Annotated in this window: 17 protein-coding genes; 7 read left to right on the top strand and 10 right to left on the bottom strand. The window is 55.1% G+C overall.

Annotated features, from left to right (window positions below):
- Positions 1-458, bottom strand: a 458-nt coding sequence (locus GTP69_RS29980) for a Y-family DNA polymerase (protein WP_443093257.1), incomplete at its 3' end; no start/stop codon positions are given.
- Positions 385-1,086: a translesion DNA synthesis-associated protein ImuA gene (imuA, locus tag GTP69_RS29975; protein WP_161058292.1), complete on the bottom strand. Its 702-nt coding sequence runs from the start codon at positions 1,084-1,086 to the stop codon at positions 385-387. The genes imuA and GTP69_RS29980, both read right to left, overlap by 74 nt.
- A gap of 264 nt (positions 1,087-1,350) precedes the next feature.
- On the opposite strand from imuA, the gene GTP69_RS29970 reads away from it, so the two are divergent.
- Together GTP69_RS29970 and GTP69_RS29965 are read left to right on the top strand one after the other, a co-directional pair.
- Positions 1,351-2,055, top strand: a complete 705-nt coding sequence (locus GTP69_RS29970) for an antitoxin Xre/MbcA/ParS toxin-binding domain-containing protein (protein ID WP_161058291.1) — start codon at positions 1,351-1,353, stop codon at positions 2,053-2,055.
- Positions 2,048-2,677, top strand: coding sequence for an RES family NAD+ phosphorylase (locus GTP69_RS29965; RefSeq protein WP_229261218.1), 630 nt, complete (start codon positions 2,048-2,050; stop codon positions 2,675-2,677). The genes GTP69_RS29970 and GTP69_RS29965 overlap by 8 nt, the downstream gene beginning before the upstream one ends.
- 237 nt (positions 2,678-2,914) lie before the next feature.
- On the opposite strand, the gene GTP69_RS29960 is transcribed toward GTP69_RS29965, so the two are convergent.
- From GTP69_RS29960 to GTP69_RS29945, 4 genes are all read right to left on the bottom strand, one after another.
- A complete protein-coding gene (locus GTP69_RS29960; protein WP_161058289.1) occupies positions 2,915-3,814 on the bottom strand; it encodes a hypothetical protein in 900 nt (299 codons plus the stop codon).
- Positions 3,815-4,362: 548 nt separating this feature from the next.
- Positions 4,363-4,599: a hypothetical protein gene (locus tag GTP69_RS29955; protein WP_161058288.1), complete on the bottom strand. Its 237-nt coding sequence runs from the start codon at positions 4,597-4,599 to the stop codon at positions 4,363-4,365.
- A 45-nt stretch (positions 4,600-4,644) separates the two neighbouring features.
- Positions 4,645-4,971 carry a DUF6968 family protein gene (locus tag GTP69_RS29950; RefSeq protein WP_161058287.1) on the bottom strand — a complete coding sequence of 109 codons (327 nt, stop codon included), beginning with the start codon at positions 4,969-4,971 and terminating at the stop codon, positions 4,645-4,647.
- 94 nt (positions 4,972-5,065) lie between these two features.
- On the bottom strand, positions 5,066-5,437 hold the full coding sequence (locus GTP69_RS29945) for a hypothetical protein (RefSeq protein WP_161058286.1): 372 nt from the start codon (positions 5,435-5,437) through the stop codon (positions 5,066-5,068).
- Positions 5,438-6,008: 571 nt separating this feature from the next.
- On the opposite strand from GTP69_RS29945, the gene GTP69_RS29940 reads away from it, so the two are divergent.
- On the top strand, positions 6,009-6,299 hold the full coding sequence (locus GTP69_RS29940; protein ID WP_161058285.1) for an H-NS histone family protein: 291 nt from the start codon (positions 6,009-6,011) through the stop codon (positions 6,297-6,299).
- 30 nt (positions 6,300-6,329) lie between these two features.
- Here GTP69_RS29940 and GTP69_RS29935 read toward each other — a convergent pair whose 3' ends face one another.
- Positions 6,330-6,956 carry a tyrosine-type recombinase/integrase gene (locus GTP69_RS29935; protein ID WP_161058284.1) on the bottom strand — a complete coding sequence of 209 codons (627 nt, stop codon included), beginning with the start codon at positions 6,954-6,956 and terminating at the stop codon, positions 6,330-6,332.
- A gap of 169 nt (positions 6,957-7,125) precedes the next feature.
- On the opposite strand from GTP69_RS29935, the gene GTP69_RS29930 reads away from it, so the two are divergent.
- From GTP69_RS29930 to GTP69_RS29915, 4 genes are all read left to right on the top strand, one after another.
- Positions 7,126-7,437: a hypothetical protein gene (locus GTP69_RS29930; RefSeq protein WP_161058283.1), complete on the top strand. Its 312-nt coding sequence runs from the start codon at positions 7,126-7,128 to the stop codon at positions 7,435-7,437.
- Positions 7,438-7,498: 61 nt separating this feature from the next.
- Positions 7,499-7,969, top strand: a complete 471-nt coding sequence (locus GTP69_RS29925) for a hypothetical protein (protein ID WP_161058282.1) — start codon at positions 7,499-7,501, stop codon at positions 7,967-7,969.
- 214 nt (positions 7,970-8,183) lie between these two features.
- Complete coding sequence (locus GTP69_RS29920) at positions 8,184-9,149, top strand: hypothetical protein (RefSeq protein WP_161058281.1); 966 nt, start codon at positions 8,184-8,186, stop codon at positions 9,147-9,149.
- 10 nt (positions 9,150-9,159) lie between these two features.
- On the top strand, positions 9,160-9,912 hold the full coding sequence (locus GTP69_RS29915) for a hypothetical protein (RefSeq protein WP_161058280.1): 753 nt from the start codon (positions 9,160-9,162) through the stop codon (positions 9,910-9,912).
- 493 nt (positions 9,913-10,405) lie between these two features.
- Here GTP69_RS29915 and GTP69_RS29910 read toward each other — a convergent pair whose 3' ends face one another.
- The 3 genes from GTP69_RS29910 to GTP69_RS29900 all read right to left on the bottom strand — a co-directional run.
- A complete protein-coding gene (locus GTP69_RS29910; protein WP_161058279.1) occupies positions 10,406-10,591 on the bottom strand; it encodes a hypothetical protein in 186 nt (61 codons plus the stop codon).
- Between the two features lie 14 nt (positions 10,592-10,605).
- A complete protein-coding gene (locus GTP69_RS29905) occupies positions 10,606-12,078 on the bottom strand; it encodes an LPD7 domain-containing protein (RefSeq protein WP_161058278.1) in 1,473 nt (490 codons plus the stop codon).
- A partial coding sequence (locus tag GTP69_RS29900) for an OmpA family protein (protein ID WP_161058277.1) occupies positions 12,075-12,347 on the bottom strand: 273 nt, incomplete at its 5' end. The genes GTP69_RS29900 and GTP69_RS29905, both read right to left, overlap by 4 nt.

Below are 12,347 nucleotides of genomic sequence, written 5' to 3'. Positions count from 1 at the left end.
TGTGCGGGGGTGTGCGCCAGCAGCCAGGCGCCGTGCGCGGTGGGGGCGGCGCCGAGCACGGTGGTAAAGCCAAGGCGGGCCATGCTGGAGCGTACCTGCCGGCACAGCGCCAGCGGGCCGCCGAACAGGCGCAGGCTGGCGCCGACGTCGAGCAGCAGGCTGAAGTCGGCGTCGAAGGCGACCTCCGGCGTGAACTGCAGCAGGGCCAGCGCGATCGCTTCCAGCGCCGCCGCTTCCTTGCCGGGATCGCGTTCCAGCATCACGGTGTCGGGCGCGATGGTGGCGACGCCGCCGCTGCGCATGCCGACCCGCACACCGGCGGCGACCGCCAGCGGCGAGGCGATCAGCACCTGGCCGCCATCCATCACCGCGTAGGCGCCGGCCTCAGACCAGCACCGGCGCAGCGTTTCGAGCGGTAATAGCGGCAGGTGCAAACTGAACAGCAGGGGCGTTTTCATGGTGCAGCGGGTGGCGCCCGGCGGGCATATCGGGTAAGGGGATGTACAGGGCCGCATCGCAGGCGGGGCCGCGCCGTTTCAGCACATCGACGGCGACGCCGCCAACGGCCGGGCGCAGACCCAACCGGAGCGGCGCCGGCGAGGCTTCGCTGGCGCAGGACAGCGGGCGCATCAGCCAGAACCAGGTGTCGGTGCTCTGCGCCGCCAGGTGCAGGCGCCGTAGCGACTCGGAGCGGATATGGGTCTGCCACAGCACCACCGCGCCGCAGCTGCCGTTGCGCAGGATCTGCTCGGTCGCCCACAGCGCGTCGCCGGCACGGTCGGCGCGCAGCCACAGCAGCCGGCTGGTGTCGATACCCCAGGTCCTCAGCGCTCTGGCGTGCGGCAGGTAGGGCGGCTGCACCAGGGCGATGCGCTGGTCCTTGGACAGGGCGCGCAACATCGGCTTGAGCAGCTGCAGTTCGCCGATGCCGGACTGCTGCAACAGCAGTTCAACCAGGGTCGAGCGCGGCCAGCCGCCGTTGGGCAGCTGCGCATCGAGCGGCGCGTGGCCGGTGGGCTGCACCGGGGCGCGCGAGACCGCCAATTCGCTGGCGCGCCACACGTCGGGCAATGCCGAGGGAGGCATGGCGCTGTCGGGGATGGGCTGGCGTTGGAGGGCGGTGCAAAGCATGATGATTATCAAATAGTACTGTATGGGTGTACAGTATAATCCATGGGTGCAGTGATTGCGCAAGTCCTTTTTGCTTCCGTGCGGAAAGGGGAATATATGCCAGGGCGCGTGGTCTGGCGTATTGCTGGATATTGTTGCATTGAGCGCCTTTGTGCGGGAATAATATGAGATTCGTGATGCGCTATAATGATCACTAATCTCAGGTCTCGGGAGAAAAGCATGACGAAGCAAGCTATTCAGTTCCAGGTGAAGCCACGCCGCCAGCGGAGTGGCGGGCTGATGGCGTCGGCGCGGCTGTCAAACGATGCCCGGCGGCACGCTGGTGGGGAAGAGACGGCGGCGTCGGAGTCGGTGCCGACGGTTGGCGAAAGTCAGGCGTTATTTGCACAAACGCTGGATTCGATTTCCACACTTGACCGCAGGCTGCGCGATGTCATCGCCCTGGTGCAGCAGATCATCCCTGACGTTGATGGTACATTTGATTCCGTTCTGGAACAGACGCCAATCCGGCTGCACGACCCGGTGCAAGAGCGCTTGCGCCAGCGTGCGGCGACTGCGGTGTTGAACGGCACCGAGTGGCTGACCTCGGCCCAGGTGGATGCGCTGGCGCCCGGTGCCGATAAACGCAGCAACGCGCATGCGCGCGCCAACCGCCTGCTTGGAGAAGGCAGGGTGTTCGCCATCGAGCAGGGCGGGCGCAAGCACTATCCGCGCTATGCGTTTGACGCGCTGGGTACGCCGTATGGGGCGGTGCGCGAGGTGCTGCAGGCGTTTGGCGACGCTCCCCCGTTGCGGGTGGCCAGCTGGTTTGAGTCGACCAGCGCCGCGCTCGACGGGCGCCGGCCGCGCGAGCTGCTGGACAGCGATCCCGCCGCCGTGGTGCGCGCGGCGCGAGAGCATGTCGTAGGGCCGCTGCATGGCTAAGGCGCTGCCTTACCGCACCATTCAATTGGCTGCGGGGAGCTGGTATCGCGTACACCAGTTCGATGCCGTGAGCGGCGCGTACGGGCCGACCACTTTCAACGACAGCGGGCTGGGCAACGCCCGCTTTAGTCCCTTGCGCGATCCCGCCACCGGCAATGTCATTCCCACGATGTATGCGGTCAGCCAGGTGCGCGGCGCGCTGGCGGAGATCCTGCTGCGCGATGTGCCGGAACCGTCGGCCGGTTTTCTGTACGATTGGGAGCGCGATCGTGCCAGCGACCTGCACCTGAGCGCCATCAGGCTGCCGCCACTGCGCGTCGTCAACCTGACCAGCACCGGCTTGCGCGCCGCCGGCCTGCATGACGCCGGCCTGTTCGCCTTTGCCGCGTCGAGTTATCCGGCGACGCGGGCGCGCGCGCTGGCAGTCTGGGAGGGCATACCGGATGTGCAGGGTCTTTGCTGGATGTCGGTGCGCGACAACCAGTCGATGGCTGTCATGTTGTTCGGCGATCGGCTGGATCCTGCGTTGTTGTCCGTGGAAACAGGGCCGGCGCCCATTGCGGCGTATCAGGCGAGCGTTTTCGCATTGCTCGACGAACTGGGGTGTGGGCTGGCGCTGTAGCCCACGCCGCCCGAGTTCGTGCTCATGATCGGGTATGCAATCGTCCACGTACTATGCCGTGTAGAAACCTTTGATGTGCCTTGGCCGGTGACGCGGAAAATTATCAAATGATCGCTGGCCAGATAGTCAATTTCTTTATCGATACTGATATCTGGGCGGCAAGTCGAACGCGCCGCAGGGCCGGTTTCGCCCCTAAGCAGACAAAACACATGATATACCCCCCTGAAAAATGGGCGATTATGTTTGAGCGAATATATCTTGCAATCTTCTAAGATCATTTACTGTGTAGTAGACTCTTCGACCAATCCGTCTTGATTCAAGTTTTGGCCAGATCTTTCTTTCGCTAAACACAGGAGGGTTAAGATCTTCAAGTAAACCAAGTGAAAGTAATTGATCGCCGTAAGAACTCAGCGCATGAAATGTCACGCCTTCTACGCAAAAAAACGAACTTTGTATCGTTAAGTATTCTTCCCCTACGCGGATTGGGCAACTTTTTTTACGGAGAAAATTAAATCCAGCATGCCGATCTCCTTTCATTCTACAGACTGCCACACGCCAACCGGCGGGCATAGCCCCTTTTTTTAGTGAATCTCTTTGAAATTGAGTTGTAAAAAACTGCCGACTAACGCATTCTAAATTAATGGCCACCATCGTGACCCAGCGAGACAAAATTAATTGCTCTTTGTGCGTCAAATCCGGCCATTCGCCTCCAGCGAATCTAACTACTATTTTCTGCGCTTCTTTGTGAATACCAGACATCCATCCAGTATTGCATTCTTGACATACGTTCCACACAGTCCAGTAATATTGATGTCCCCGCTTATCATATGTCCGTTCATGCAGTATCGATTTTTTCCAAAAAACCAAACTCTCAGGTCTACTTAGCGTATGGAATGTTTTAATAGCAGGGCTTTTCGGGAAACGTCGAGTCAGCCACTTCCCGAAAATGTGCTCTTCTGATAAAGGTATTATTCCCTTATCGGGGCAATAAATACAGATCCCCGTTTTTGATCTACGTGGGTTGCCATATCTGAGATCAAAGTTACATCTACAAAATGGGATGGAACCTATTGTTTTTCGATTACACTGTGGGCAATATTCCGGAATATTTGATAATTTTATCTCATCAAAATTCATTTATCTTCTCCATATAATGGAAGGCAGACTCAATTATTTCTGACCAGGGGTCTAACTTCCTTATTTTCCAAATCTCTTCCATTTTCACTTTTCAATGATTCATCGATACCTTGTCAAAGGTCCGCTATTGGCCGGTTGCAGTCAACTGCAATCGGAATAACATTGGGACAACCCACAAAACTCACAGAGTCCCACGTTTGGTTGTAGCGCTATTGGCCCGTCCCCATCGAACGATTGAACTCATGTGTCTTTGTTAGCGCGTGGTTTGAGTATAAGGGGCAATAAGAGCATTGCTACCATCACTATTCCCACTATTCCGACAATCACCGCTGCCCCTAGCCATGGGGTAAATTTTCGGAAATAGCCCAGAACTGGGCCTGCAAAAAAAGCGCCAATAATGCAGCCTGCAATCACGCCGAGTATGGTACGGCAGAGAGTGCTACGTGACAGCCCAGCCTCGTATCGATTTAATTTATCCACACAAAATCTCGTAAGTTTTGTTCTGATAAGGTGCATCATTACCGGCCGCTATTGGCCGGAGTCAGCCGTTAGTCATCAACCGGCGTAACCGACAGCACTTTCACCTTTGACGTCGCGTCGTGAACCTCTTCATCACCGTTGAGGTAATTCCAGAAGTCCTCGTATGCGATTTCAACATCTCGGATGGTTGCACAATCTTCGAAAATTAGATTCGTTGCTGTATCAATCACCTCATCACGCGGCGCTGTGAAAGTATGTGGTTCGACAGTTAAATCCACAGAAATTGCCCTAACGCTATATTTCATCCCATACCTAATTTTTAGTTGCAATTGATAGTCCGCTGCTGGCCGTCAGCGGCCTCCAAAGAGCGATTCAATAAATTCTGGAACGATGTGCTTTCCATCTTGTGAAAGGTCTAACACTTCGCCCGTTTCAATCATCCATCTAAGTCGCTTTTTGACTAAACTGATTGCCAACGACAGCGCTTGAATTGAGCTAATTCCCATGATGTCAGCATAACGTCCCTCAAAGCCAAATATTGCGCAAGGACATGCCCAGTCCATATCTTGCCTGTATGGCGCACCAATCATAATTTGCATTGGAACTGTAGTACCATCACTTTTATACCAGATGAAATCATGTGTCGCAATGACGGTGGGATTATCAATTTTCATCATATTTTTTACTCCAGCTTGGCAGCCATGAATGTCCGCTGCTGGCCGAAAGCTGCCGCCACCAAATTATCCAATTTTATTCCCCTCAAATTTTCATCTAGTGTTTTAGAAAGGGAAGTTTGCCACCCAATAGAACCCGCTCCATTGAGTACCCCGCGACATAATACTCTCCAAGTTCTTGGGTGACTTCGACCGCAAGATAGGTTTTGTCAGGGTATTCATCAGTCTCAGCGTGATACCAGTATTTTACGATCCTGATCCATTCGTTTCCCACGCCGCGCTTTCCATAGTTGATGGCCTCGAAATCATACGATTTGATATGCCCGAAAGTAGATTGCATAGCAAATGCGGGATTTAACAACTCATCACGTGAGTAGGCCGATTTGAGTTTTGGCGAGATTGATATGTAAACGGCATCAAGTTCGTTTCTGGCCAGTTGACTAGCGGTCTGGTCAGCGAGCGCGCGCATGACTGCATCCCCGGTTTTGTCTGACGAATCAGAAGCGAAAGCGGATTGCGCTATAAGCAAGAGGGCTGCGACAAGCAGCCTTAATGAGAAACTTCGAAATAACAGCATATCTTTATAATTTATTATTTGCAAAAGACGAAGGTCCATTCGTGGCCGAACACTGACGCTTTTAAGAAAAGCATTGCCCAGAAAAAAAGGTCATGGGAAACACAACTTAACAGCGAAAATATTTTCAGTTCGGCACACTTATAGATTTACTTTTCATAAAAAGAACTAACGCTAGTCCGCCGAATACGAGGGTAAGAATCGGCTGATTGCTGTACCAGAGTGCGGGCAGACAGCAAACAAAAACCAAACCAGTAATAAAACAATAACATCTTCTTTGACGTGGAGTCATAAAAATTTCCCTAAGTAATAGAGGTGAGTCTATGGCTGCTCTTGGCCGAAAGCTGCCGGGTCTCAGGATAGCATCTTGCATGTGCCAAAAATACACTCATTATCACAATAGTTCGCCTGAGAGAATTTGGGCCTTGTACAATTAGCTCACCGCAAATTACTAAAGGGGTCGTCAGTGTCTACCTACCAAGACTATCAAAAACAAATCGCAGAACTTCAGTCCAAAGCTGAAGCAGCGCGGCGTACAGAGGTTTCAGAAGCGAAGGCAAAGATCCAGGCGATCATGAACGAATACGGGTTGACTGTAGATGACATCGGTGGAGGTCCCAAGCAGGCACCTAAAGCGCCTCGCAAACCAGTCGAAATCAAATACAGGGATGAGGCAACTGGCGATACCTGGACCGGCCGTGGACGCGCGCCTAAATGGCTTGAGGGCAAAGATAAAAACCAATACCTGATTCGATGATAGCCTCCGGTGCGCGTCCACGTGGCTATATCAGGCATCAGTTTGTTCAGCCATTTCAAGCGCATCATCTACCTCGATACCGAGATATCGAACAGTGCTCTCAAGTCGTGTATGCCCGAGTAGCAGTTGGACGGCGCGCAAGTTCTTCGTGCGGCGATAAATGAGCGTGGGCTTGGTTCGTCGCAGTGTATGTGTGCTGTACGCCGTCGGATCCGAGCCGATTTCATCAAACCACTGATGTGCTATCCGTGCATATTGCCTGGTTGAGATATGTGGGGATTCACCGATTCGGCTCGGGAATAGAAAATCGGTGTGTGGCAGTCGGGCCGCATCAATCCATTCAAGCAGGCTTTTTCTGGTGCCGGCAGTCAGTTCAAATTGAACGGGCTGTTTTGTCTTTTGCTGCATCACGGTCGCCCTGCTGGCCACGTGATTGCCGTGGACGACATCGAGAACGCGTAGTTGTACCAAGTCACAACCACGCAGCTTGCTGTCTATCGCGAGGTTGAAAAGTGCCAGATCGCGCCGGCGACCGTAGATTTCAAGCCTGACCCGAATAGCCCAGATCTCACTGATGCGGAGCGGCGCCTTCTGACTCACTAGTTTGCCCTTGTTCCATGGCGCACTGCGCTCGGAAGCGAAAGTGTTTGTTTTCATGAAGGACCTCCTTGTGTTGGAGCTTCACTATGCGCTGACCTCATCACTAGTGCTTTTCTGCAGCGTTAGAATCTGAGAATTTTCCATCTAGGCAATAATGCTATGCTGGCCCATCGGCCGCAATCGGCCAAAAACAGATACTCGAAATAATGAAAAAATCAGAGGAAATATGTTTAAAGTCACCTTCGTGAAATATATATTTGATTCCGATCATGATGACGCGAAGGCGCGCTTTGCAGTATTAAGTCGAGAGGAAGTGCTACCTTTTGTGCCACAGGTCGGGATTGATATTATGTGGCCGTTGGAAAAAACTCAGGAGATTGTTGAGTGTGCATGGAGAACAGAACATGAGGATTTTAGGTGCAGAGTTGAGGACTTCTACGTGGTTAACTTCAGCCTTGATGCCCCAGATTTTGATGAGTACCTAGACGACAGTCCGGAGCGAGGATGGGCTGTTAGTTCTATCTATCCCGCTCAATGAGTGATTTCCGTAACCGGCTAGAAGCTGACTGACGTGAACGCAGTGGTTAAACGGAAGAACAATGGTGAAATTATTTAGAAAGCTCGTTTGTGCTTTGTTTTCGTCACTCGTGGCAGTACAAGCCATGGCCGATGACAGTGCATATGTTCGCCTCAGTGAGGCCCTAGTATCTAGTTTTGAATGTGCCACACTAGCTGCTCACGCTCGAAAGAATCAAGAAGAGGCTCGGTTAGTTGCGCACGGGATTGCAAAAGCAAGGGTTTTCGTTGCTGCATATAGAGCGGGAGCAATTTCTAAAGAAGAGATGAACCAGGTCGACTTGGTACTGCCGATGGTGCTTCGTTTTTGGTCCTTCCAAAAGTTGGATGTGCCTGTTGATTTCACTGTAGGTAATATATATGAGGCCATATGGACTCGGACGACTACTGAAATAGGTGCTCAAACTCGCAAAATAAAAGAGCATCAACAGGACTACCGCATATGGGCAACTGCCGATTTCAAGGAAAAAAACTGTACTTTTGTAGGGATGTAACTCAGCGAACGGTCTTTATTTTTGAACCGGATTAGACAGTAAACTGCCATAACCGGCCGCTGTGAAGATAAGGAAAACTTTACGTTTTAAATGGCAGAAGTTAAGCATAAAGCCGCAAACCCTGCGGGCCTTATTCATCTAAAATCGTACCTCGCTTGGCACACATGTGCCGCTAAATCCTACCTTACCAGTATAGAACTAAAGGGTGAATAATATGGCGGTTGCAGACTACGAGTACACAGTTGAGCAGTGCGACGTCTCGCAGCGAAACCGTGGCCGACTTACTGCGTACCGCACGTTCCGACGTAAATGCCTCGATTACATACGTGCCGATAGCAGAACTTCCGTAGCAACCCAGATTCATAACCTTGCCTGGCACACGGCCGTCTTCAAGACGCTGAATGAGGCAAGGCGCATTGAGCCTGAGCGAAAAGTGAACGCTGGGATGTGGAACTTGATATCTGCCGGCTACTTCACAATAGTCACGCTCGGCGTGCGTCGTCTTGTCGACCATCACGCAAAGACTGACTCTGTTTGGAACGTGCTAGAGCATCTTGAAAAGCATCCGGAGTTGCTAACGCGGGAAAACTACGTTTGCTACGACGGCGTGCCGTTCGACCACGCTAACGCATTTTCAGCGTATGTCGCCACGCTGGAAGTGTCTGATGAACGTGGCGACAGTGGAACTTGGTTGCCCGCCGGTGGCCCAGACGCCTGGGGCACATCGCACTTGTTGCACAAGGCGTTCGACAGATTAGCCGGAGCACACGGCTTAAAAAAGCGGATGGATAAAATCCCAGCGGAGCTATTTGCAAAACTCAAGGACCAGCTTCGTGCGCCTGCGATTGAGCGAGTGCGGACCCTTGCCGACCGCAGCATTGCACATGCGGAGAGAATAAGCCCGGACTCTCCTGTGCCTGTGACAACGTTTGATGATGTCGAAGAGGCGCTCAGAATAATAGTGCGGGTAACGAATTTTCTTTCCGCGTCAGTCTTCTACGATGCGGCGTTTGGCAGCGTGGTACCGACACCTCAGTATGATGTACTCGCTAATCTAGACGCACCTTGGATATCGAGCGCGCTCATTCCGGACCTGCGTGACAAGTGGCGGGAAGTGTGTAACTCAATGAACACTTGGGCCGATGACATCGATGATGGCTTCCTGCTGGAGCTGAGCTAATGGAGAAATAATGGAAGCGACGGTCTGGTACTTGCTAAAAATTTTCGATGATGAACGATGGGCCGATGCGTTCATGCGTGGTGAGTTACGCCTAAACCGGCTGCGGCACTTTAAGAAAATCGAGGAGAAGGAATACGCTGACGATGCGCGGCCAGATGAACATGAAGCCGCTTCGCATTGGTGGCAGCCCGACAAAGTGCGAATTAAGCTGAATATTCATGGTGTCGGCGAGCTTGATATAACCGACGATCTTGCGGGACCCGTGGTCACCTCGTATTCGCACCACGAAAATCTCCATGTGCTTTGTCTGTACGCTATTCGCACGTTTGGAATCTCAATACAAGGTGAGACATTTTTGATAAGCGATGAAGACGCCGACCGAGTCCGCGAGCAGTTATTCGTCAGCGAGAAAGTTGCAAAGTTTGGCAGACACGGCGTGCTTATTGACGCTGCGACGTTTATAGAAAAAATGAAGATTGCATTGAGGACCCGTGGTGTAGGATTCGCGAGCAACCTAGTCGAGTATTACGACGACGAAACGTTTAATGGCGAAATCAAAGTGGACCGCATACCGTTTTCAAAGCGTAAGAGGTTTAGTTTTCAGAACGAGTACAGATTTGTCGTCAACACTAAGACCGAAGGCGACGACCATCTTCAACTCGAACTTGGCGACATCTCAGATTTTTGCAGAAAAGTGGACCCACTCGAACTGAACAATTTGTTCAAATTTGAAAAAGTCGAAATACCCCTACCACTGAATTAAAAAATGACTCTTGGCGACCGACGGCTTAGGGGCGTTAGCTGACGGTCGGAGTTCGAAGATCTCCGACGTGTTGCTCGGATTTTATGTGTTATATGGAAGCCGCGCGGATTCTGCCGCGCTCTGCTCGGTGCCGCGTCCATGATGGATACGAGTGCGTGCTCCCGCACGAAGGCGGCTGGGCACCTGAACGACTAATGATGTATGAGGTGCGATGTAAGGGCTTTTACGAATACTCTATGATCGCCTCCTAGTTGTTTGCAGCTCTGTGGCCGACGCTCAACGTTCCTTCGTAGCTTCATATCGACACATCAGGTGAGGAGTCGTTCCGCCCATTTGTCTTGGGCCGTCGTTGCCGGTCATTTGTGGAGCGCTTCAGTGCCCTACCTCCTTGCCGAGTGCAATTTTCCCCTATGGTGGTGATCGCCCCGAGGGCGTGCGTTTGTCGGTCGCCTCGCGCTGTTTGTTCTGTTCCGGTCCGGTGACGGCGATGTCGTCACAGGTCGACGTGTTGACGCTTGTCGTAGTTGCCCGATAAGGCGCGCTCCGCAAGCGTCTTATCCACCCCCTGCATGGACAGGAATGCGAGCGCGGCTTCCTTGCCGAACGCCCGCTGGAACTTCAGCGCTTCGGTGATGAGCGCGGTGGTGGCGAGATCGGTACGCCTGTCGGTCGTGTTCATCGCAGTTTGCCTTATCAGCGTTCTTTGTGGAGCGCGGGCGTCTGGCCGTGCTCCTGTTTTCTATGGTGAGCCTGGCCGGCCTGCCTGAGGGGGGCTTTGCCGGTGTCTTTACGGACACCGGGCTCGGCTTTCAGGAAATCCTTGGCGTTGTCGAGCGAGATGATATCCCACTCGTGGCGGTTGGCATCGATGGCCACACGCTTGCCGGTGGCCTTGCCCTGGCTATCTACTTCCGGTCCGTTGACGGTGACGCTGCGGCTGCCGCGCTGCGACAGCACGATGCCGTCGCCGACATCGGCGCCGCTGCCCGCCATGGCGCGTTGCAGGTCGACGCCCCAGATGGTTTGCCGGCCACCCGGCGTCTGCAGGGTGACGAAGTAGCTCAAATCGTTGTCGGCGTTGTGCTGGTAGCGCGCCGGTCCGTGCTCGAGTACGCGCCCGTAATGCGTGCGGTGCCTGGCCAGTTCCTCGGCCGCCAGCGCGGCGGTCATGGCGACCGCCGCCTCGCTATCGCCGCGCTGGCGCAGGAACTTCTTGAGTTCTTCGACGGCGCGCTGATGACGCGGGTGGGTGGTGTCCTGTTCCGGCGCTGGGCGTGCTTTGTTTTCCTTGCGCTGTGGTGGCGCCGTGGCGGACGGTTCGGTTGCGGCGGCATGCTGTTTCGTTTTTGTTTTCGCTATCGTTGTCGCTCTTGTCTTGGTCTTCGCTTTCGTTTTTTGTGACGCTTCCGCCGACGCGGCTGGTTCGCCAGGCTGCGCCGGCTGTGGCTCGATGGCGTTCGCGCGCTGGGCGGCTTCGCGCTCGCGGGCCGCGAGCCGTTCGGCCAGGCGCGTTTTGTCCAGCGCAGTGGGGCGGTGTCCGGTCGTGGCGATGCCGCGTTCGGCCGCCGCCAGCCAGGCTGCGCGCTTGAAGGCATCCGTGCCGCGCAGCTTGAGCCTGGTCCATCCCTTGGCCTGCGCCAGCTCGACCATGGAGGTTGCGGTATCGGCGTCCTCGTGCAGCGTGCGCAGTTTCGTGCCCAGGTCTTCGAAGGCGAGGGCGTGGTCGCGGTCGCGGAAGTAGTACTTGCCGTCGGTGTCGATCAGGTAGCGGTTGCGCAACGAGAGCGGAATGTCGGCTGCTGGCGGGGGATCAGGGTTGGCGGTCGGCGCGGCGACCGCCGGTGTCGGCTGGGCCGTGACGCTGGGAGCCGGTACGGTGTTTTGTCTGGTCGTCGCCGCCGGCGATGCGCCGTTGCCGGCGTCGAAGATGCCGACCTGCCTGGCGATTGCGTTCAGGCGTCCGAGAAAGGCTGTTTCGGCGGGCGTGGCGTGCTGCGCAGGTCCTGTACCCGATGGCGTCTGGTTGGCCGCGTCCTCCCGTGAGCTGTCCGGCGGTTGCAGCGTTTCGAAGCCGGGTAGCTGGGGTTGCTGGGCCTGCCGCCTGGTGCGGTGTGCGGATTTGCCTGTTGTCGTCCCCGCCGGCGGGGCGGCTTCGATCTGGTTCATGGCGTGCTCCTGTCCTGGACTGCGGTGGCCAGCGGCGGCGTGGCCAGGCCGTCCAGCGCGATCTCGATCCGGCGGTTGCGGGCGCGGCCGGCCTGCGTGCCGTTGTCGGCGATGCGGTCGCCGGCGGCCTGGTAGCTGCTGCGGATTTTCGACGGCGCGACGCCGCTGTCGAGCATGAACTGGCGCGCCAGCGCGGCCCGCTGTGCCGCCAGGCGCCTGTTTGCCGGGTCTGGGCGCACGGCGTCGGTGCGGCCAGACCCGGCAAACAC

The organism is Duganella levis, from assembly GCF_009857605.1.
Classification (GTDB): domain Bacteria; phylum Pseudomonadota; class Gammaproteobacteria; order Burkholderiales; family Burkholderiaceae_D; genus Rugamonas; species Rugamonas levis.
This window is presented reverse-complemented; position numbering and strand designations above follow the sequence as displayed.